Genomic DNA, 19,427 nt, shown 5'->3' with positions numbered 1-19,427 from the left:
GACAGTTACCTGTCCTTAAGCGTAATGCGTTTAAGCGTAGCCATCCGGGAAAAGTGCGCCTCGATATTTTTCATCATAAAATAAGTTTGTGGTGCTGGCTAGCATTTCGCGTGATCAAACCACCAATTTGGTGATTAAAGTCACAGTTGTAACGGTTTTAATTTGCGAGGCGAATTAATTTATCTTTACACTGCGCATCGTGGTGAAAAGTGTCATCAAGGTACCGGGCGACGGGATAATAAAATCAACCTGCGCTACGGCAAAACGCCAGTCTCATAGGGGGAGAATAAGGTGAGTATTCTAGGATATCTGCAAAAGGTCGGCCGCGCGCTTATGGTGCCGGTAGCGACTTTGCCGGCAGCGGCAATCTTGATGGGCGTTGGGTATTGGATTGATCCAGACAGCTGGGGCGCAGGTAATGCGCTGGCGGCACTGCTGATTAAATCCGGCTCAGCTATCATCGACAATATGTCAGTGCTGTTTGCCATTGGTGTGGCATACGGTATGTCTAAAGATAAAGACGGTGCAGCAGCATTAACGGGCTTTGTAGGTTTCCTGGTGGTAACCACACTCTGCTCGCCGGCTGCGGTAGCAATGATTCAGAAAATGCCGGTGGAGCAGGTTCCTGCCGCCTTCGGTAAAATTAATAACCAGTTTGTCGGTATCCTTGTGGGTATCCTCTCTGCTGAAGTCTATAACCGCTTCAGTCACGTTGAGCTGCCAAAAGCGCTGTCGTTCTTTAGCGGCCGCCGTCTGGTTCCAATCCTGGTCTCATTCCTGATGATCGTGGTTGCGTTCATCCTGATGTATATCTGGCCGCTCATTTTCGGTGGACTGGTGAGCTTTGGTGAACACATTCAGAAAATGGGGTCAGTGGGTGCGGGTATCTACGCCTTCTTTAACCGTCTGCTGATTCCTGTTGGCCTACATCACGCACTGAACTCTGTATTCTGGTTCGACGTTGCAGGTATTAACGATATTCCTAAGTTCCTCGGCGGCGCGCAGTCTATCGCTGAAGGTACCGGTATTCCGGGTATTACCGGTCGTTATCAGGCGGGCTTCTTCCCAATCATGATGTTTGGTCTTCCTGGTGCTGCGCTGGCAATTTATCACTGCTCACGCCCTGAAAACCGCGCCAAAGTCGGCGGGATCATGCTGGCAGCGGCATTTGCAGCCTTCTTTACCGGTATTACCGAACCGCTGGAGTTCTCCTTCATGTTCGTGGCACCGGTACTGTATGTGATTCACGCAGTACTGACCGGCATCTCGGTATTCATCGCCGCAAGCATGCATTGGATTGCCGGTTTCGGCTTCAGTGCGGGTCTGGTTGATATGGTGCTGTCAACGCGCAACCCGCTGGCCGTACATTGGTGGATGCTGATTCCGCAGGGCCTGGTATTCTTCGTTATCTACTATGCAGTGTTCCGTTTCACTATCCAGAAATTCAACTTGTTAACACCGGGCCGTGAACTTTCAGCCGGCGATGAAACCGATGGTTATGACGTTAATGTCGATACCACTGGCAACGGTGAAAGCCAAACTGAGTCTCTGGCGCGTCGTTATATTGCAGCGGTAGGTGGCTCTGAAAACCTCACCAACATTGATGCCTGCATTACCCGTCTGCGTCTGAATGTGAAAGATTCCGCTCAGGTGAATGAGGGCGTCGCTAAACGTCTGGGTGCATCTGGCGTGATTCGCCTGAACAAGCAGAGCGTACAGGTTATCGTTGGTACTCAAGCTGAAAGCATTGCTACGGCAATGAAAACAGTATTGAGCAAAGGCCCGGTTGCCGCATCGGTGGTGACATCAGCTGCAGCACCTGCTCCAGTGGCAAAACCACAGGCAGTGTTGAACTCTGAGAAGGCGGTAATCGCCACGCTGCTGGCGCCGGTAACAGGCGACATCGTTGCGTTGGAAAATGTGCCGGATGAAGCCTTTGCGAGCAAAGCGGTCGGCGATGGCCTGGCAATCAAGCCAACGGACAAAACTGTCGTTGCGCCAACCGCCGGTACCGTGGTGAAAATCTTCAATACCAACCATGCGTTCTGCCTTGAAGCGGAAAACGGCGTTGAGATTGTGGTGCACATGGGGCTGGATACGGTAGCGCTGGAAGGTAAAGGCTTTACGCGTCTGGTAGAAGAGGGGGCAACGGTAACTGCAGGTCAGCCAATCCTGGAAATGGATCTGGATTTCCTCAACGCCAATGCACGCTCGATGATCAGTCCGGTCGTTGTAAGCAATAGCGATGATTTTGCCGGTCTGAATATCCTTGCAACAGGTTCAGTGGTTGCAGGTCAGACCCCGCTGTATGAGGTTAAAGGCTAAGTCCTTGTGATTGGTCAGAAGGCAGGAAGCAATTCCTGCCTTTTTTGTTTTAAAACGACCAACAAACGGTTGTTTCCCGCCTGCGCTTTGTGGATCATACTCCGTTACTTCGTGGTACAAATCACCCGCTATAGTTTTTGAGGATTTTGAGATGAGTGAGGCTGAAGCCCGCCCAACGAACTTTATTCGTCAGATCATCGACGAAGATTTGGCGAGCGGTAAGCACAATAGTGTGCATACCCGTTTCCCGCCTGAGCCCAATGGTTATCTGCATATTGGCCATGCGAAATCAATCTGCCTGAACTTTGGTATTGCGCAAGACTACCAAGGCCAGTGCAATCTGCGTTTCGACGACACCAACCCAGTGAAAGAAGATCTGGAGTTTGTCGAATCCATCAAGCATGACGTGCAATGGCTGGGCTTTGAGTGGAGCGGCAACATTCGTTACTCCTCAGATTACTTCGACCAACTCTTTAACTACGCCGTTGAGCTGATCAATAAAGGTCTGGCCTATGTCGATGAATTATCGGCAGATGAGATCCGTGAATACCGCGGTTCGCTGACTGCACCAGGCAAAAACAGCCCTTATCGCGATCGCAGCGTGGAAGAGAACTTAGCGCTGTTCCAGAAGATGCGCGACGGTGGTTTTGAAGAGGGTAAAGCCTGCCTGCGTGCCAAAATTGATATGGCCTCTAGCTTCATTGTGATGCGCGATCCTGTGCTGTATCGCATTAAGTTTGCCGATCACCATCAGACTGGCAGCAAGTGGTGCATCTATCCAATGTACGACTTCACGCACTGCATTTCGGACGCCATTGAAGGCATTACGCATTCACTCTGCACACTTGAATTCCAGGATAACCGACGCCTGTACGATTGGGTGCTGGATAACATCACCATTCCTGTGCATCCGCGCCAGTACGAGTTCTCCCGTCTGAATCTGGAATACGCGGTGATGTCGAAGCGTAAACTGACGCAGTTGGTGAGCGAGAAGGTTGTGGAAGGTTGGGACGATCCGCGTATGTTGACCGTTTCTGGTCTGCGTCGTCGTGGCTACAGCGCCGCATCAATCCGCGAATTCTGCCGTCGTATCGGTGTGACTAAGCAGGATAATATCGTCGAGATGGCATCACTGGAGTCGTGCATTCGTGACGATCTCAATGAAAACGCGCCGCGTGCGATGGCAGTTATGGATCCACTGAAAGTGGTAATTGAGAACCTGCCAGCTGGGCATGAAGAGATCATCAGCATGCCGAATCATCCGAACAAACCGGAGATGGGCACGCGTGAAGTACCGTTCAGCCGCGAAGTGTGGATTGATCGCGCAGACTTCCGTGAAGAAGCCAACAAGCAATACAAACGTTTGGTGCTGGGCAAAGAAGTACGTCTGCGTAACGCTTACGTGATTCGTGCTGAACGCGTGGCGAAGGATGATGAAGGTAATATCACCTGCATCTACTGCACATGTGATGTAGATACGTTAAGCAAAGATCCTGCTGATGGTCGTAAAGTGAAAGGCGTTATTCACTGGGTGTCTGCGATTCACGCGCTACCGGCGGAATTCCGTCTGTACGATCGTCTGTTCAGTGTGCCAAATCCGGGAGCGGCAGAGGATTTCCTCACCACCATCAACCCGAACTCGCTGGAAACTAAACAGGGCTTCGTTGAGCCAGGCTTGCGTGCTGCTGAGCCAATGGCGCCATATCAGTTTGAGCGCGAAGGCTATTTCTGTGCTGACAGCGTCTATTCGCAGCCGTCCAAATTGGTGTTTAACCGCACCGTAGGTTTGCGTGACACCTGGGCAAAAATCGGCGAATAATCTTTTTTGCTGATAGTACGATAAGATCATGAAAGGGCGAGCAATCGCCCTTTTTTATTGTCTGCATTTGGCAATGGGTAATCAATTATTCTGCATGCCAGTTAATAGGTTTCTTTTGTCGTTTACGACTATTCTGACTTTAGAAAAATTAATCCATTTGGCCGTGTGAAAAACTTTTTTTCAGGTAGGCTATGCGCTCTTAAACGTTGCTTCGCGGGTTACCAAAGGAAAAAAAATGACAAGTCTCGCTCTGGAAGCCAAGCACAGTGTGGTTGTTTTACATCAACTTATCGAACGTATTTTCAATCAGGTCGAAGGCAGTGATGACAGCATCGACCTGTTTTTGTCGCACTTTCATCCCGAATTTAAAATGGTGACACCGCAAGGTAAACAGTTGGATCTTAATGAGATGGAAGCGCTGTTTCGCCAGTTAAATGGTCAACGCGAAGGTATGCGGATTGCGACCAGCGAGCACGCCATTATCTCGCAGCAAAGTGAGGAAGTGACGATTCAGTATCGTGAATTACAAATGATGAATGGCATCAATCAGAGCCGTATTTCACTGGCGGTTCTTGATTGCAGCACCAGCATTCCACGCTGGCGTTACCTGCAAGAAACCCTCATTGCCTGAATTCAGGTATAAAAAAACCGGCTCAAGCGCCGGTTTTTTTATACTGCATAGCACACTTAATTACTTATCGTGGAGCGTCTCGTCTTCGCGGCAGTCTCCCAGAGCACAGTGACCGTACAAGTACAGACTGTGGTTGCTGAGTTTGATACCGTGGCGAGTGGCAATTTCACGCTGGCGCGTTTCGATTGATTCATCGCTGAATTCGATAACCTTGCCACAATCCAGGCAGATCAGGTGATCGTGATGGTGCTGCTGGGTCAGTTCGAATACGGATTTACCGCCTTCGAAGTTATGACGGGTTACGATGCCCGCGTCGTCAAACTGGTTAAGAACGCGATATACCGTGGCCAGACCAATCTCTTCGCCCATATCAATCAGGCGTTTATACAAATCTTCCGCACTGACGTGATGGGACTCGGGTCCGGGTCCCTGAAGCACTTCCAGAATTTTCAGTCTGGGGAGCGTGACTTTCAGGCCAGCCTTCTTCAATGCGGAGTTGTTGTCAGTCATGCGGATATTGTCCTGTTACTTTGCTAGTCACTTGCGGCGCAGGGGCCTTGAATGTTTAGGTCAACGCGCATTCTCATTTGCGTCTCATTATAGAACTCAAGCAGTGAAATGAAAACCAAGGCAACGTCCTTAATCAATAAAGAGGGTAAGGATAATGTCACTAACGTCTTCAAGACCGGTAAGTTTTGGATTCCATTTCACTCAGCCTCATTCTACAGCCAGAGGAATAAGCGGGTGACCATTGCGGGTATTCTACAGATTTGCGGGGAAAAGTTAAAAAACCGTAGCTATTATTTTTATAGGAAATTCCGTTACCCGATGTGAGATAGCGCCCACATCGGGCAGAGAAGGGGATTAGGCTTCAATAATCTCTTTCAGCTGCAGCTCATCGAAGATCTGTTTCACCCATTTCTCAACGCGTTCATTGGTCAGTTCGGGTTGACGATCTTCGTCAATCGCCAGACCGAGGAAGTGTTTATCATCGGCCAAACCTTTAGATGCTTCAAAATGGTAGCCTTCGGTAGGCCAGTGGCCGACGATAACGGCACCATTTGGCTCGATGATGTCGCGAATGGTACCCATCGCGTCGCAGAAGTATTCGGCGTAATCCTCCTGATCGCCACAGCCAAAAAGTGCTACCAGCTTGCCATTGAAATCAATCTCTTCCAGCGTTGGGAAGAAATCATCCCAGTCACACTGCGCTTCACCATAATACCATGTCGGGATGCCCAGCAGCAGGATGTCGAATGCATCGAGATCTTCTTTGGTGCTCTTAGCAATGTCATGCACTTCGGCGACATCTTTACCCAGTTGTTTCTGGATCATTTTTGCAATGTTTTCAGTGTTGCCGGTATCGCTGCCGAAGAAAATGCCTACGATTGCCATGGGTTAGGTAACCTCTTAAATCCTGATTGTGAAAGTAAGTCAGTTGACTGCACAGTTATGCGAATAATAGCAGACCGGTAAAAAGTGCGGAACTTGTAAAGCCGTGACTTTTGTTCCAGCGTGCGGTTTGGGCACGCTACGACAGTTTGAGCTGTGCTAGCAGCATTTGTTCAATCAATTCGCTGCGACTGATGTTTTGCTGATCGGCCAGCGTACTGAGCGCGTCAACCGCCTCGCTGGACATTTTCAGCTCAACACGACGCAACCCACGCACTTTATCGCGCTTGAGCTGATTACGTTTATTGATGCGTAGCTGTTCATCACGCGTCAACGGGCTAGTTTTCGGGCGACCAGGACGCCGCTCGTCTGCGAAGAGATCAAGCGTGGTGCGGTCTGTCTGTTCTTTTGCCATGGTTTGTAAAACTGAGTGGGCGCGAACGGCGGAAAGGCGCTGCGCGATTAAAACATTATCGGCCCGACCACGGTAAAAATATCCGTGGCAAATTTTTAGCGCGACATCATACTCCAGCGCCTTCTCTGACGCCAACCCTAAAGCACGCGCGGCAAGCTTTTGCTTTTACAGATTAAAAAACCGCCGAACCGCGCGCAAAACCGCATCAGGTTTCTCGGCATGCACCCAATGTCCGGCCCCGCTGATAACGTGCGCATGTGCCTGAGGGAATTGACGCAGCAGCGCATCGCGATGCTGATTATCCAGATAAGGCGAGTCACCGCCGCGAATAAACAGCGCCGGATGCGGCCAGGCAGGCACCTCTTCCCAACCGGAAATGGTGGTGTAATTATCCCACAGCACCGGCACGTTAAAGCGCCATTCACCTTCGACGAATGACTTGAGGATGAACTGAATCACGCCGTCCTCATTAATATGCTGACGCATCACCTCTGCCGCTTCACTACGACGTGTGACGCCAGCGGTAGTAACGGCTCGGATGGCGGCAAAAATTTCGTCATGGCGGCGCGTTTGATAATCAACGGGCGCGATATCGATCATCACCATTTTCTCAATGCGTTCAGGCGCAATAGCGCTCAGCGCCATAGCAACTTTTCCTCCCATCGAATGACCGATAACGCCAGCGCGATCAATGTTGTGCGCATCCAGCGTTTCAACAATATCCTGTGCCATAACGTGATAATTCATCACGTCGCTGCGTGCGGACAAACCATGGTTACGAACATCAACCTGCAGCGTTGGGCGGGCATCACGTACGCCACGCGCCAGCACGCCAAGGTTATCGAGGCTGCCAAAAAGACCATGAATTAACAGAATCGGTATGGCAGCGGGAGCAGATTGTTCAGTTTGCAGACGAGCGTTCAAAATCATGGCTAAAGTTCTTACGGTTGTGACCTTGGCTTAGGTTATCATGGATTCACCTGTCCAGCAGTCAGGCCGGTGGGCATTAGGGCATATTCCGACTTTTGCCCGTAAACGTTGCCAACGCTATCGGCTGCCACGGATTTAACTTTATAATCCTTATGTTAGAACCCGCTCACATTTTGCACGACTGGATTTTGCTAAGGCCGTTGCACTACTGCGTGGTTCTGTCATTTGCCAGAATCGTACGGAAAAAGATGAAAACGATTGAAGTTGACGAAGAACTCTACCGTTATATTGCCAGCCACACGCAGCACATTGGTGAAAGCGCCTCCGACATTTTGCGCCGCATGTTGAAGTTTACCGCCGGCCAGAGCGCACCGGCTGCGCCTGCCGTTGGTACGTCAGGGAAAGATGCACAGCCAGCCAGCCGCGAAGCGCGTCCTCAGGATCGTGTCCGCGCCGTGCGTGAACTGCTGCTTTCCGACGAATATGCCGAGCAAAATAAGGCGGTTAACCGCTTCATGCTGGTACTGTCAACGCTCTATCGTCTTGATCCGGCTGCGTTTGCTGAAGCTACAGCTTCGCTTCAGGGCCGTACCCGCGTCTATTTCGCGGGGGACGAGCACACGCTGCTGCAAAATGGCACCCATACCAAGCCGAAGCATGTTCCCGGCACGCCGTACTGGGTGATCACGAATACCAATACAGGTCGCAAATGCAGCATGGTGGAACACATCATGTTGGCTATGCAGTTCCCACAGGAACTGACAGAGAAAGTTCGCGGCACCATTTAACTGAAGCGTCAGGGAGAAGCGCCAATGGCCAATCACCCCCGTGCCGGGCAGCCTGCCCAGCAGAGCGATTTGATTAACGTTGCACAATTAACCTCGCAGTATTACGTCCTGAAGCCCGACGTGGCGAATCCGGATCATGCGGTGAAATTTGGCACTTCAGGCCACCGCGGTAGCGCGGGACGCCATAGCTTCAACGAACCGCACATTTTGGCGATTGCCCAGGCGATTGCTGAAGAGCGCAAAAAGAATGGCATCACCGGGCCGTGCTACGTCGGTAAAGATACGCACGCGCTGTCTGAGCCGGCGATTTTGTCAGTGCTGGAAGTGCTGGCAGCCAACGGCGTTGATGTGATCGTGCAGCAGGATAACGGCTATACGCCGACGCCTGCGATCTCTAACGCCATTCTTGAGCACAACAAACGCGGTGGCGCGCAGGCGGACGGCATCGTTATCACGCCTTCGCACAACCCACCGGAAGATGGCGGTATCAAATACAATCCGCCAAACGGTGGACCGGCAGATACCAACGTCACCAAAGTGGTGGAAGACCGTGCTAACCAACTGATTAAAGGCGAGCTGAAGGACGTTAAACGTCTGCCGCTGGATCAGGCGTGGGCAAGCGGTCACATCGTCGAGCAGGATCTGATCCAGCCATATGTTGAAGGTTTGGCGCAGGTGATCGATTTCGCGGCCATCCAGAAAGCGGGCCTGAAAATCGGCGTCGATCCATTAGGCGGCTCGGGTATTGCATACTGGCAGCGCATTGCTGAGCACTACAAACTCGATCTGACCATCGTCAACGATGCGATTGATCAAACTTTCCGCTTCATGCATCTGGATAAAGATGGCGTGGTGCGTATGGACTGTTCGTCCGAATGCGCGATGGCCGGTTTGCTGGCCTACAAAGACAAATTCGATTTGGCCTTTGGTAACGACCCCGATTACGACCGCCACGGCATTGTCACGCCAGCCGGTCTGATGAACCCGAACCACTATCTGGCGGTAGCGATCAACTACCTGTTCCAGCATCGTCCACAGTGGGGCAAAGAGGTTGCCGTGGGTAAAACGCTGGTTTCCAGCGCGATGATCGACCGTGTAGTCAACGACATTGGCCGTAAGCTGGTGGAAGTGCCGGTTGGCTTCAAATGGTTCGTTGATGGCCTGTTCGATGGCAGCTTCGGTTTCGGCGGTGAAGAGAGCGCAGGTGCTTCCTTCCTGCGTTTTGACGGCTCAGCCTGGTCAACCGACAAAGATGGCATCATTCTGTGCCTGCTGGCCGCAGAAATCACGGCAGTAACCGGTAAGAACCCGCAGCAGCATTATGATGAACTGGCTGCGCGCTTTGGTGCGCCAAGCTACAACCGTCTGCAGGCACCCGCAACCTCAGCTCAGAAAGCAGCGCTGTCTAAGCTCTCGCCTGAAATGGTAAGCGCGGATACGCTAGCGGGTGATCCAATCACTGCACGCTTGACTGCTGCACCGGGTAACGGCGCGTCAATCGGTGGTCTGAAAGTGATGACGGAAAACGGCTGGTTTGCCGCACGTCCGTCAGGCACGGAAGACGCCTACAAAATCTACTGCGAAAGTTTCCTGGGTGCTGAGCATCGTCAGCAGATCGAGAAAGAAGCGGTTGAGATTGTTAGCGAAGTATTGAAGAACGCCTGATTGAGCTTTGCAGAAAAAGGCCGCTTAGCGGCCTTTTTTTTATGGCATAAATCGGTAACCAATGCCGGTTTCGGTGAGTAAATGGCTGGGCTGCGTGGGATTGGTTTCCAGCTTCTGACGCAAATGTCCCATGTAGATGCGCAGGTAGTGGCTATGCTCCACGGCGTTTGGCCCCCAAACCTGATTAAGCAATTGACGTTGTGTCAGCACTTTTCCGGCATTATTCAGCAACAAGCTAAGCAGGCGAAACTCGATGGGCGTTAGATGTACTTCCAGCTCATTGCGCAATACGCGCCGCGCGGCCAAATCAACACTTACCTCGCCAAATTTCACCACCGGCTCTGGCTGGCTGCTTTGATGACGTCGCAGCGCCACGCGCACGCGCGCCAGTAATTCGCCAATGCCAAACGGCTTGGTTAAATAATCATCAGCTCCCGCATCCAGCGCATCAATCTTATCTTGCTCGTCGCTGCGGGCCGAAAGGACAATAACCGGCATGCTGCTCCACTGGCGCACTTCACGAATAAAGTCGTTGCCATCGCCATCGGGCAACCCGAGATCAAGAATAACCAGATCGGGCTTACGCGTTGCCGCTTCAATCAGGCCCCGCTGAAGCTGTTCCGCTTCCACAATCTTTAGGCCTTCGCTCTCCAGCGCCAGGCGCACGAAACGGCGAATTTCTTTTTCATCTTCCACTATCAAGATGGTCGTCACGCTGCCTCCAGCGGCAAAAAAGTTAACGCATCACTTTACCAATAAAGCGGCCCGGCGTCCGTCATGATGTTTTTAACTCATTTGATTCTAAATTTTCACAATTATGTAACTAACTTTCACCCCTAGGGAAATTGACCGAAAAAAGATCAAATAAAGTGGTCGGATGAGTAGTAAAATTACACAATCAGGCGTAATATCTGCGTTAGATCACATTTCAACGCAATATTTACCACGAGGGGGCAAAGATGTATCAGGCATATCCACTCTATAAAATCATGCTACGCCGTGTGCTGGTGGTATCAATCGGTTTGCTGGCGCTACCCGTTATGCTGTTCCGTCAGGATCGGGCGCGCTTTTACAGTTATCTGCACCGCATGTGGTGTAAAACCAGCACCAAGCCTGTTTGGCTAGCCCAGACGGAAGCCGCGGCAGGTATTCACTGGTAAGCGGTTTGTACACTCAATAACCCGACGACTTCGCCTGAAGCGTCGGGTTTTTTTTATCGTAAATTTTCACCTCTCCTTATCTCTGACGCTGTTATCCCATCTCATTTCAGCTACACTTAAACCTCTACAAGATTTACGAGGTTGTACAAGTATGAGCGAGAAAATTCCTGTTGGTATCAGCGCTTGCCTGCTCGGGGATAACGTCCGATTTGATGGCGGCCATAAACGCTTTGCCTTCGCCACAGATGAACTCGTGCCATTTGTGCGCTTTGAGCCAGTATGTCCTGAAATGGCAATTGGCTTGCCTACGCCACGTCCGGCATTACGGTTGGTAAAAGAGGGCGACGACAACATTCATCTTTGTTTCAGTAAAGATGGCGGAGAAGAAGTCACCGCTGAAATGCAGCGCTGGTCCGCTGAGCGTGTGAAGTCTTTGCATCATCTTTGCGGCTATATTCTTTGCGCCAAATCGCCAAGTTGCGGGCTGGAGCGCGTGCGGGTTTATGAGCCTGAAACCAATAACAACCGTAAGGCTGGTACCGGTATGTTTACTGCTTTCTTGCAAAAAGAGATGCCGTGGCTACCTTTGGAAGAGGATGGTCGCCTGCACGACGATGCCATCCGAGAAAACTTCATCGGACGCGTTTATGCGCTGCATGAATTTAACCAGATGTGGCGCAGTGGCCTTTCGCGCCACAAGTTGATGGCATTTCACAGCCGCTACAAATTACTGCTGCTTTCGCATGCGCAGGATGAGTACCGTGAAATGGGGCGTTTTGTGGCGGCCATGGATCAGTGGGATTCGCTGGAAGATTACGCCTTCGAGTATCGCAATCGCCTGATGCATCTGATGTCCCACCAGGCATCGCGCCGCAATCACACCAACGTGCTGATGCACGTGCAAGGCTATTTCCGTCCGCAGCTGAGTTCGCCGCAGCGTCAGGAGTTGGCGCAGTTGATCGATCGTTATCGTCTCGGCGTGCAGCCGTTGCTAGCACCAATCACCATGTTGAAACACTACATGGCGGAATATCCGCATCCGTGGCTGGCTCAGCAACGTTACTTTGATCCCTATCCAGAAGCGCTACGTTTGCGCTACGGGCAATAATTTCGGGGTTTTATGACCACCCACTTAGTTTGGTTGCGTAACGATCTGCGCATTAACGATAACAGCGCGCTAGCTGCTGCCTGCCGCGACGGCGATGCCAGAGTAGTGGCGCTGTTTATCGCTACTCCGAAGCAATGGCAACAGCATCACATGGCGCCGAAGCAAGCGGAGTTTATCCATAAAAATCTCTGTTTGTTGCAAGCGTCATTGGCTGAGCGCGGCATCCCTTTGCATTACCATCAGTGTGATGACTTTGCTGCCTCGGTTAAGTATTTGGCTCAATTTTGTCAGCAGCAGCAAGTTGATGCGCTCTATTACAACTACCAGTATGAAATTAACGAACGCGAACGCGATGCGCTTGCTGAAAAACGGCTTGATGCGCAGGGTGTGATTTGTCAGGGTTTTGACGACAGTTTGCTATTGCCGCCGGGAAGTGTACAAACCGGTAACGGCTCCATGTTCAAAGTGTTCACCCCGTTCAGCAAAGCCTTTGTACGCCGCCTGCATCAAGGCCTGCCGGAATGCTATCATGCGCCGAAAGCGCGATCGGGTGCGCCTATCAGTATCGAAAAGAAGATTCCTGCCTTTAACTACCCCTGTGAAGCCTTTGATGAAAGCGGGTTTCCGGCGGGAGAAGAGGCGGCGTTAAACCAGCTGCGCCATTTCGCCAAACAGGCGGTGCAACATTATCCCGAACGACGTGATCTTCCGGCCATCGATGGTACCAGCCGTTTATCGGCTTATCTGGCGATTGGCGTGCTGTCGCCGCGTCAGTGTCTACATCGCGTACTTAAAGAGCATCCTGATGCGCTCAACGAAGGCAAGGCGTTTACCTGGTTAAATGAGCTGATCTGGCGTGAGTTTTACCGCCATTTGATGGTGGCCTTTCCAGCGCTGTGCAAGCATCAGCCTTTTGTTGACTGGACGCGCAACGTAGGTTGGCAAAACAACCAAGCGCATTTAACGGCGTGGCAGCAGGGAAAAACCGGCTATCCCATCGTAGATGCAGCGATGCGCCAGCTCAACACGCTCGGCTGGATGCACAATCGCCTGCGCATGATTACCGCCAGTTTTCTGGTGAAGGATCTGCTGATTGACTGGCGTGAAGGTGAACGTTACTTCATGCAGCAACTGATCGATGGTGATCTGGCGGCCAATAACGGCGGCTGGCAATGGGCGGCGTCAACCGGAACCGATGCCGCGCCTTATTTCCGCATTTTCAATCCCACAACCCAAGGCGAGCGCTTCGATAAACAGGGCGACTTTATTCGCCAGTGGCTGCCAGAGCTGAGCGCGGTGCCAGACAGTGATATCCACCAGCCGCAGCTTTGGGCGCAGAAAAACCATAAGAAACTCGATTATCCCGCGCCAATCGTGGAACATAAGGACGCACGTAAAAAGACACTAGACGCCTTTGAGCGCGCTCGCAGCGCGGCTTGAAGCGATCAGGGAGCCGTAATGAACAATGTTGAATTAGAACAAATCGTCAACCAGCAGCTTAACACTAGCGCCTTCAGCGATTACGCACCGAACGGTTTGCAGGTTGAAGGACGCGCCGAAGTAAAAACCCTCATCACCGGCGTTACCGCTTGTCAGGCGTTACTGGATGAAGCGGTGAAGCGTAATGCTGATGCGGTACTGGTGCATCACGGTTACTTCTGGAAGAGTGAAGCACGGGTGATTAAAGGCATGAAGCGCCAGCGCTTGCGAACGCTGCTGGCCAATGATATCAACCTGTACGGCTGGCATCTGCCACTGGATGCGCATCCCGAGTTGGGCAACAACGCGCAGCTGGCGCGTCTGTTTGATATTGAAGTTAAAGGCGACATTCAGCCGCTGGTGCCGTGGGGCGAATTGGCTGTACCGCTGAGCGGTGCGGCACTGGCGGAAAAGATTGCCCAGCGTTTAGGCCGTACACCGCTGCACTGCGGCGATAATGCGCCAGCGCTAATTAAACGCGTTGCCTGGTGCAGCGGCGGCGGTCAGGGCTTTATCGATAGCGCGGCGGCATTCGGCGTCGATGCTTTCATCACTGGCGAAGTTTCTGAACAAACCATCCACAGCGCACGTGAGCAAGGATTACACTTCTTTGCTGCCGGACATCACGCGACCGAGCGTGGCGGAATCAAGGCGCTGGGCGAGTGGTTAGCCGCACACCATGGTCTCGATGTGACCTTCATCGACATCGATAATCCTGCCTGATTCTTCTTTTCTCACGCCCTTAACACGCGTTAAGGGCGCAAATCTGTTGACACAACTCTGTCACTTTCGCATAACTTATTGCCTTTACGCATAAACGCGTACCCGGTCGCCATCATGGTACCCCTATAACTAAAGGGGGAAGGTTGTGCAGGGCGCGCATTAATGCGCACCTTAATCATCTGTTTTTTTTGAGATATTTTTACCAGGAGGTCGTTTTTGCAACGAGCACGTTGTTATCTGCTAGGTGAACGCGCGGTGGTGCTGGAGCTGGAACCTCCTGTTTCCCTCACCAGCCAGCAGCGCATCTGGGGATTGTGTCAGCGACTGCAGCACAATGAGCAGGTGGAAGAAGTCATTCCCGGCATGAATAACCTGACGTTGCTGCTGCGCGATCCGCAACAAAATGCGCTTGATGCCATTGAACGCTTGCAGCAATGGTGGGAGGAGAGCGAAGCGCAGCTGCCAGAATCGCGCCGGGTAGAAATCCCGGTGGTGTACGGCGGCGCGGGTGGCCCGGATTTGCCGCTGGTGGCGGATCGCGCCAGCATGACGCCCAAACAAGTGGTGGAACTCCATAGCAGCATTGATTACGTGGTTTATTTCATCGGCTTCCAGCCTGGTTTTCCTTATCTCGGTGGACTGGATGAGCGTTTACATACGCCGCGCCGCGCCGAGCCGCGTGTGGTTGTGCCGAGTGGCTCCGTGGGCATTGGTGGCAGCCAAACCGGTATTTATCCGTTGGCTGCACCTGGCGGCTGGCAGTTGATTGGTCATACGCCGCTCAGCCTATTTGATCCCTTGCAGCAGCCGCCAACGTTGTTACGTCCCGGCGATAGCGTGCGCTTTGTGCCGCAGCAGGAGGGCGTATGTTAAGAATTCTTCGCGCGGGCATGATGACCTCGCTGCAGGATCAGGGGCGCACCGGTTTTCGGCAATATGGCATTAGCGTAGGTGGCGCACTGGATCAACCGGCGATGCGCACGGCCAATATGCTGGTGGGCAATCCGCAGCAGAGTGCGGTGCTGGAAATCGTGCTTGGCCAATTCAAAGCGCAGTTTACTCGCGATGGCTGGTTTGCCCTGACGGGGGCTGGCTGTAATGCCGATCTGGATGGCAAACCGGTCTGGACCGGCTGGCGACTGCCGGTGAAAAAAGGTCAGGTGCTGTCGCTGGCAACGCCCACACGCGGCATGCGCAGCTATCTGGCGGTAAACGGTGGCTTTGCCGCGCCGGAAATGCTCGGTTCGGTCAGTACCGATCTCAAGGCGGCCTTTGGCGGCTGGCAGGGACGAAAATTACAAGACGGAGACGAATTGCCTTTAGGTAAACCCACGCGTGACTTTAAAGACAAAGCCGGCGTGCGCCAACTGCTGTGGGGCAATCGCATTCGCGCGCTGGCGGGCCCGGAATACAGCGAGTTCAGCCGTGAAGCGCAGCAGGGTTTTTGGCGCAGCCCGTGGAAGCTTAGCCCACAAAGCAACCGCATGGGCTATCGCCTGCAGGGGCGCGAGCTGAAGCGCGATGCGACACGCGATTTGCTGTCACACGGATTGGTGCCAGGCGTGGTACAGGTCCCGCCCAACGGTCAACCGATCGTATTGATGGCAGACGCGCAGACCACCGGCGGCTATCCGCGTATTGCCTGCATCATCGAAGCCGACCTCTATCATCTGGCGCAAATTCGCCTTGGGGAACCTATCCACTTTATTCATTGCACGCTGGAAGACGCCATCAGCGCGAAGCAGCATCAACAACGTTCGTTCGACCAAATAGCCTGGGGGCTGGGACATGAAGATTGATCTTAACGCCGATCTTGGCGAGGGCAGTGCCAGCGATCGGGAGCTGCTGACGTTGGTCAGTTCAGCCAATATCGCCTGCGGCTTCCACGCCGGCGATGCACAAACCATGCTGCAATCGGTGCGTTGGGCGAAAGCCTCAGGCGTGGCGATTGGCGCACACCCGAGTTTCCCCGACCGTGAAAACTTTGGCCGTACCGCGATGCAGCTGCCGCCAGAAACCGTATATGCACAGCTGATTTACCAGATTGGTGCACTGAAAAGTATTGCCGAAAGCGAAGGCGAGCGTCTGGTACACGTTAAGCCACACGGCATGCTGTACAACCAAGCGGCGAGCGACCCGCAGCTGGCGGATGCTATTGCGCGTGCGGTAAAAGCGGTAGATGACGGATTGATCCTGGTTGGGCTGGCGGGCAGCGCATCTATTGCGGCGGCTGCCCACCATGGTTTGCGCACCCGCGAAGAGGTGTTTGCTGACCGAGGCTATCTGGCGAGCGGGGCGCTGGTACCCCGCAGTCAGCCCAATGCCATGATTGAGGATGCTGACCAGGCGCTGGCACAAACGCTGGCGATGGTGCAGCAGCGCCAGGTGCAAAGCATCAGCGGCGAATGGGTGAGCGTGAATGCCGAAACTGTCTGTCTACATGGCGATGGTGCACACGCACTGCAATTTGCCCGCACGTTGCGCGCGGCATTTGCGACAAATCAGATTGCGGTGACGAGCGCATAACGATTTTACTCATTGCCCGGCATCACGCCGGGCTTTGTATTTTTGACGAGGGAACAAGATGGACAACGTGGTAAATCTCTGGCCGTTACTTGGCATTGCCGCCATCATTCTGGGTTTTATGCTGCGCTTTAACCCGGTGCTGGTAGTCATTGTCGCGGGTTTCGTCACCGGCCTGGCGGCGCATATGCCGTTAACGGATATTCTGGAAAAGCTCGGCTCCGGCTTCCTTAATACACGCAATCTTCCGCTAATTTTGCTGCTGCCGCTGGCGGTTATCGGTTTGCTGGAGCGTCATGGCCTGAAGGAGCGGGCGCAAAGCTGGATCGCGCAGATCAAAACGGCCACCGCAGGCCGTTTGCTGATCGTCTACCTGTTTGTGCGTGAAATTACCGCTGCGTTAGGCTTAACCAGCCTTGGCGGCCATCCGCAAATGGTGCGCCCGCTGCTGGCGCCGATGGCCGAAGGCGCAACGGAAAACCGTTACGGTGAGGTCTCGCCGGAGGTGCGCCATCGCCTGCGCGCGATGTCCGCCGCCACCGATAATATTGGTCTGTTCTTTGGTGAAGATATCTTTGTTGCCTTCGGCGCGATCATCTTTATGCACAACTTCATGCAGGAGTCTGCGGGAATTAGCACCGAACCGCTGCATATCGCACTGTGGGGCATCCCCACCGCACTCTGCGCTTTCCTCATCCATTCGGCGCGTCTGGTGCGTCTTGACCGTCAGCTTTCGCGTGAACTGGGCGCGTTGAACCAGCAAGCTCTTAATGCCAAAGGAGGGCAGTAATGTTCCAGCAACAATATTTGATGTGGCTGGCAGGCGTGATCCTGCTGGTGGTTGCCGTTCTCTCCTGGCGTGATAGCGCCAACCCGCGCCGTTTTACTACCGGGCTGTTCTGGGCATTATATGGCCTGATTTTTTTGATTGGCGACGGTGCTTATCAATTGATGGGACAGTGGGCGGGTGATGCCGAACTGGGCCGCCGCGGGTTGCACATCGCCGTAGGCGTTGCCGTGGTGGTGATGGCGCTGATTGCCGGTTTCGGTGGCGTACGGCTGGGGCGTTACCATCAGCGCAGCGATGAGCAAAAACAGGAGAGCGCCAAACGTCTGCGCAATAAACTGTTCCTGCCAGCGCTGGCGATACCTTTGGTGACGGTAGTGGGTGTGCTGGCGTTCAACCATATTCCTGGTTTGCAGGAAAAAGTATTTGGACCCGGCAATCACTCCACGCTGGTGACGTTGTTCTCAATGATGATTGGCTGTCTGCTCGGTTGGCTGATTGCGTTGAACATCACCCACGAAAAACCGCTGCAGTCGATGCAGGAAACCCGCCGTCTGCTGGATGCGGTCGGCTGGGCGTTTATTCTGCCGCAGATTCTCGCCACGCTCGGCCTGCTGTTCACCAGCGCCGGTGTCGGCAGCGCGATTTCACACCTCACAGAGCAGTATCTGGCGGTGGATAATCGCCTGATTGCCGTGGCCGTGTATGCCATTGGCATGGCATTGCTAACCATGGTGATGGGCAATGCTTTCGCTGCGTTCCCGATTGTTACCGCCGGGATTGGTATTCCGATTCTGGTGCTGCAACACGGTGGCAATCCGGCGGTGATGGCAGCAATCGGCATGTTCTCCGGTTACTGCGGTACGTTAATGACACCAATGGCAGCCAACTTCAACATTGTACCGGCGCGCCTGTTAGAGTTGCCGGATCGTAACGCGGTGATCAAGGCTCAGGTACCAACCGGTGTGCTACTGTTGTTGGTAAATATTTTCCTGCTCTACTTCCTGATGTTCTTGTGAGGTCACAATGAAAACGGTGTTAATGACGGCGTTCGAGCCGTTTGGCGGTGAAAACATTAACCCTTCATGGGAGGCTGTACGCTCTTTTGATGGCAAAGAAATTGCTGGTGCGCGCATTGTGGTGCGCCAGCTGCCGGTGGTGTTTGCCACCTGCGGTGAAGTGCTGACGCGCGCGCTGGAAGAGATTCAGCCCGATCGCGTGCTCTGTGTTGGTCAGGCGGGGGGACGATCCGACATTACCGTTGAACGCGTCGCGATTAACGTTGATGATGCACGCATTCCGGACAACGACCAGCAGCAGCCAATCGATCAATCCATCGTGGCGGATGGCCCGGCGGCCTATTTCTCCACGCTGCCAATCAAAGCCATGGTTGCGGCCTTGCGTGAAGTGGGGGTGCCGGCTTCGGTATCGCAAACCGCCGGGACCTTTACCTGTAATCACGTGATGTACAGCCTGCTGCACTGGATTCACACCACGAACAGTAAGGCGCGCGGCGGTTTTATTCATATTCCGTATATGCCGGAACAAGCGGTGCATCATCCTGGTGTGGCAAGTATGGCAACCGCCAGCGTGATTAAGGCGCTGGAAACCTCGCTACAGGTGGTTTTGAGTACCGAAAATGATATCCGCGTCGTCGGTGGCGCCACCCACTAACAGGAGTT

20 protein-coding genes are annotated in these 19,427 nt (G+C 53.2%); 15 read left to right on the top strand and 5 right to left on the bottom strand.

Translation table 11 applies throughout. The features are described 5' to 3' along the window. Positions 1-297: 297 nt before the first annotated feature. From nagE to AAGR08_RS13160, 3 genes are all read left to right on the top strand, one after another. Entirely contained in the window at positions 298-2,325 is a 2,028-nt protein-coding gene (gene nagE / locus AAGR08_RS13170) for an N-acetylglucosamine-specific PTS transporter subunit IIBC (RefSeq protein WP_345829917.1), read from the top strand. A gap of 151 nt (positions 2,326-2,476) precedes the next feature. Beyond that, positions 2,477-4,144, top strand: coding sequence for a glutamine--tRNA ligase (gene glnS, locus AAGR08_RS13165; protein WP_345827082.1), 1,668 nt, complete (start codon positions 2,477-2,479; stop codon positions 4,142-4,144). Between the two features lie 235 nt (positions 4,145-4,379). Then, positions 4,380-4,775 carry a hypothetical protein gene (locus AAGR08_RS13160; protein ID WP_097094572.1) on the top strand — a complete coding sequence of 132 codons (396 nt, stop codon included), beginning with the start codon at positions 4,380-4,382 and terminating at the stop codon, positions 4,773-4,775. 60 nt (positions 4,776-4,835) lie between these two features. Here AAGR08_RS13160 and fur read toward each other — a convergent pair whose 3' ends face one another. The 4 genes from fur to ybfF all read right to left on the bottom strand — a co-directional run bounded on the left by fur (position 4,836) and on the right by ybfF (position 7,512). Further along, the gene (gene fur / locus AAGR08_RS13155; RefSeq protein WP_058962149.1) at positions 4,836-5,285 is read right to left on the bottom strand and encodes a ferric iron uptake transcriptional regulator; all 450 of its coding nucleotides are present in this window, start codon (positions 5,283-5,285) and stop codon (positions 4,836-4,838) included. Between the two features lie 354 nt (positions 5,286-5,639). Then, on the bottom strand, positions 5,640-6,170 hold the full coding sequence (gene fldA, locus AAGR08_RS13150) for a flavodoxin FldA (protein ID WP_097094570.1): 531 nt from the start codon (positions 6,168-6,170) through the stop codon (positions 5,640-5,642). Between the two features lie 136 nt (positions 6,171-6,306). Further along, positions 6,307-6,582 (bottom strand): LexA regulated protein, encoded by a 276-nt coding sequence (gene ybfE, locus AAGR08_RS13145; RefSeq protein WP_007890670.1) that lies wholly within the window; start codon positions 6,580-6,582, stop codon positions 6,307-6,309. Between the two features lie 165 nt (positions 6,583-6,747). Then, on the bottom strand, positions 6,748-7,512 hold the full coding sequence (gene ybfF, locus AAGR08_RS13140) for an esterase (protein ID WP_345827081.1): 765 nt from the start codon (positions 7,510-7,512) through the stop codon (positions 6,748-6,750). Positions 7,513-7,760: 248 nt separating this feature from the next. Here ybfF and seqA point away from each other — a divergent pair, with 248 nt between their 5' ends. After that, on the top strand, positions 7,761-8,300 hold the full coding sequence (gene seqA, locus AAGR08_RS13135) for a replication initiation negative regulator SeqA (protein ID WP_097094568.1): 540 nt from the start codon (positions 7,761-7,763) through the stop codon (positions 8,298-8,300). A 24-nt stretch (positions 8,301-8,324) separates the two neighbouring features. Next, complete coding sequence (gene pgm, locus AAGR08_RS13130) at positions 8,325-9,965, top strand: phosphoglucomutase (alpha-D-glucose-1,6-bisphosphate-dependent) (protein ID WP_345827080.1); 1,641 nt, start codon at positions 8,325-8,327, stop codon at positions 9,963-9,965. Between the two features lie 39 nt (positions 9,966-10,004). Here pgm and kdpE read toward each other — a convergent pair whose 3' ends face one another. Next, positions 10,005-10,679 (bottom strand): two-component system response regulator KdpE, encoded by a 675-nt coding sequence (kdpE, locus tag AAGR08_RS13125; RefSeq protein WP_097094566.1) that lies wholly within the window; start codon positions 10,677-10,679, stop codon positions 10,005-10,007. Between the two features lie 245 nt (positions 10,680-10,924). Between kdpE and AAGR08_RS13120 the strand changes: the two genes are divergently transcribed. The 10 genes from AAGR08_RS13120 (at position 10,925) to pcp (ending at position 19,419) form a co-directional block, all read left to right on the top strand. After that, complete coding sequence (locus AAGR08_RS13120; protein WP_097094565.1) at positions 10,925-11,125, top strand: YbfA family protein; 201 nt, start codon at positions 10,925-10,927, stop codon at positions 11,123-11,125. 151 nt (positions 11,126-11,276) lie between these two features. Continuing rightward, the gene (locus AAGR08_RS13115; RefSeq protein ID WP_097094564.1) at positions 11,277-12,233 is read left to right on the top strand and encodes a 2-thiouracil desulfurase family protein; all 957 of its coding nucleotides are present in this window, start codon (positions 11,277-11,279) and stop codon (positions 12,231-12,233) included. A gap of 12 nt (positions 12,234-12,245) precedes the next feature. After that, positions 12,246-13,673, top strand: a complete 1,428-nt coding sequence (phrB, locus tag AAGR08_RS13110; RefSeq protein WP_345827079.1) for a deoxyribodipyrimidine photo-lyase — start codon at positions 12,246-12,248, stop codon at positions 13,671-13,673. Positions 13,674-13,691: 18 nt separating this feature from the next. Next, the gene (locus AAGR08_RS13105; RefSeq protein WP_345827078.1) at positions 13,692-14,435 is read left to right on the top strand and encodes a type 2 GTP cyclohydrolase I; all 744 of its coding nucleotides are present in this window, start codon (positions 13,692-13,694) and stop codon (positions 14,433-14,435) included. Between the two features lie 216 nt (positions 14,436-14,651). After that, positions 14,652-15,308: a 5-oxoprolinase subunit PxpB gene (pxpB, locus tag AAGR08_RS13100; RefSeq protein ID WP_345827077.1), complete on the top strand. Its 657-nt coding sequence runs from the start codon at positions 14,652-14,654 to the stop codon at positions 15,306-15,308. Continuing rightward, positions 15,302-16,234: a 5-oxoprolinase subunit PxpC gene (gene pxpC / locus AAGR08_RS13095; protein ID WP_345827076.1), complete on the top strand. Its 933-nt coding sequence runs from the start codon at positions 15,302-15,304 to the stop codon at positions 16,232-16,234. Before pxpB ends, pxpC begins: the two co-directional genes overlap by 7 nt. Next, on the top strand, positions 16,224-16,961 hold the full coding sequence (gene pxpA / locus AAGR08_RS13090; RefSeq protein WP_345827075.1) for a 5-oxoprolinase subunit PxpA: 738 nt from the start codon (positions 16,224-16,226) through the stop codon (positions 16,959-16,961). Before pxpC ends, pxpA begins: the two co-directional genes overlap by 11 nt. 58 nt (positions 16,962-17,019) lie before the next feature. Beyond that, positions 17,020-17,748 (top strand): DUF969 domain-containing protein, encoded by a 729-nt coding sequence (locus AAGR08_RS13085; protein WP_345827074.1) that lies wholly within the window; start codon positions 17,020-17,022, stop codon positions 17,746-17,748. Next, entirely contained in the window at positions 17,748-18,764 is a 1,017-nt protein-coding gene (locus AAGR08_RS13080) for a DUF979 domain-containing protein (protein WP_345827073.1), read from the top strand. Before AAGR08_RS13085 ends, AAGR08_RS13080 begins: the two co-directional genes overlap by 1 nt. Before the next feature lie 7 nt (positions 18,765-18,771). Continuing rightward, positions 18,772-19,419: a pyroglutamyl-peptidase I gene (gene pcp / locus AAGR08_RS13075; RefSeq protein WP_345827072.1), complete on the top strand. Its 648-nt coding sequence runs from the start codon at positions 18,772-18,774 to the stop codon at positions 19,417-19,419. Positions 19,420-19,427: the final 8 nt, after the last annotated feature.

Origin of the sequence: Pantoea sp. BRR-3P (assembly GCF_039621635.1) — a bacterium.
GTDB classification, from domain to species: domain Bacteria; phylum Pseudomonadota; class Gammaproteobacteria; order Enterobacterales; family Enterobacteriaceae; genus Pantoea; species Pantoea floridensis.
The sequence above is the reverse complement of the archived record's forward strand: the minus strand, read 5'-3'. Positions and strand labels throughout refer to the sequence as shown.

What these genes read in the sequence shown, in the direction of transcription:
- glnS (WP_345827082.1), top strand. Translation starts at nt 2,477, where the DNA reads ATGAGTGAGGCTGAAGCCCGCCCAACGAACTTTATTCGTCAGATCATC.
- AAGR08_RS13160 (WP_097094572.1), top strand. Translation starts at nt 4,380, where the DNA reads ATGACAAGTCTCGCTCTGGAAGCCAAGCACAGTGTGGTTGTTTTACAT.
- fur (WP_058962149.1), bottom strand. Translation starts at nt 5,285, where the DNA reads ATGACTGACAACAACTCCGCATTGAAGAAGGCTGGCCTGAAAGTCACG.
- fldA (WP_097094570.1), bottom strand. Translation starts at nt 6,170, where the DNA reads ATGGCAATCGTAGGCATTTTCTTCGGCAGCGATACCGGCAACACTGAA.
- ybfE (WP_007890670.1), bottom strand. Translation starts at nt 6,582, where the DNA reads ATGGCAAAAGAACAGACAGACCGCACCACGCTTGATCTCTTCGCAGAC.
- ybfF (WP_345827081.1), bottom strand. Translation starts at nt 7,512, where the DNA reads ATGATTTTGAACGCTCGTCTGCAAACTGAACAATCTGCTCCCGCTGCC.
- seqA (WP_097094568.1), top strand. Translation starts at nt 7,761, where the DNA reads ATGAAAACGATTGAAGTTGACGAAGAACTCTACCGTTATATTGCCAGC.
- pgm (WP_345827080.1), top strand. Translation starts at nt 8,325, where the DNA reads ATGGCCAATCACCCCCGTGCCGGGCAGCCTGCCCAGCAGAGCGATTTG.
- AAGR08_RS13120 (WP_097094565.1), top strand. Translation starts at nt 10,925, where the DNA reads ATGTATCAGGCATATCCACTCTATAAAATCATGCTACGCCGTGTGCTG.
- AAGR08_RS13115 (WP_097094564.1), top strand. Translation starts at nt 11,277, where the DNA reads ATGAGCGAGAAAATTCCTGTTGGTATCAGCGCTTGCCTGCTCGGGGAT.
- phrB (WP_345827079.1), top strand. Translation starts at nt 12,246, where the DNA reads ATGACCACCCACTTAGTTTGGTTGCGTAACGATCTGCGCATTAACGAT.
- AAGR08_RS13105 (WP_345827078.1), top strand. Translation starts at nt 13,692, where the DNA reads ATGAACAATGTTGAATTAGAACAAATCGTCAACCAGCAGCTTAACACT.
- pxpC (WP_345827076.1), top strand. Translation starts at nt 15,302, where the DNA reads ATGTTAAGAATTCTTCGCGCGGGCATGATGACCTCGCTGCAGGATCAG.
- pxpA (WP_345827075.1), top strand. Translation starts at nt 16,224, where the DNA reads ATGAAGATTGATCTTAACGCCGATCTTGGCGAGGGCAGTGCCAGCGAT.
- AAGR08_RS13085 (WP_345827074.1), top strand. Translation starts at nt 17,020, where the DNA reads ATGGACAACGTGGTAAATCTCTGGCCGTTACTTGGCATTGCCGCCATC.
- AAGR08_RS13080 (WP_345827073.1), top strand. Translation starts at nt 17,748, where the DNA reads ATGTTCCAGCAACAATATTTGATGTGGCTGGCAGGCGTGATCCTGCTG.
- pcp (WP_345827072.1), top strand. Translation starts at nt 18,772, where the DNA reads ATGAAAACGGTGTTAATGACGGCGTTCGAGCCGTTTGGCGGTGAAAAC.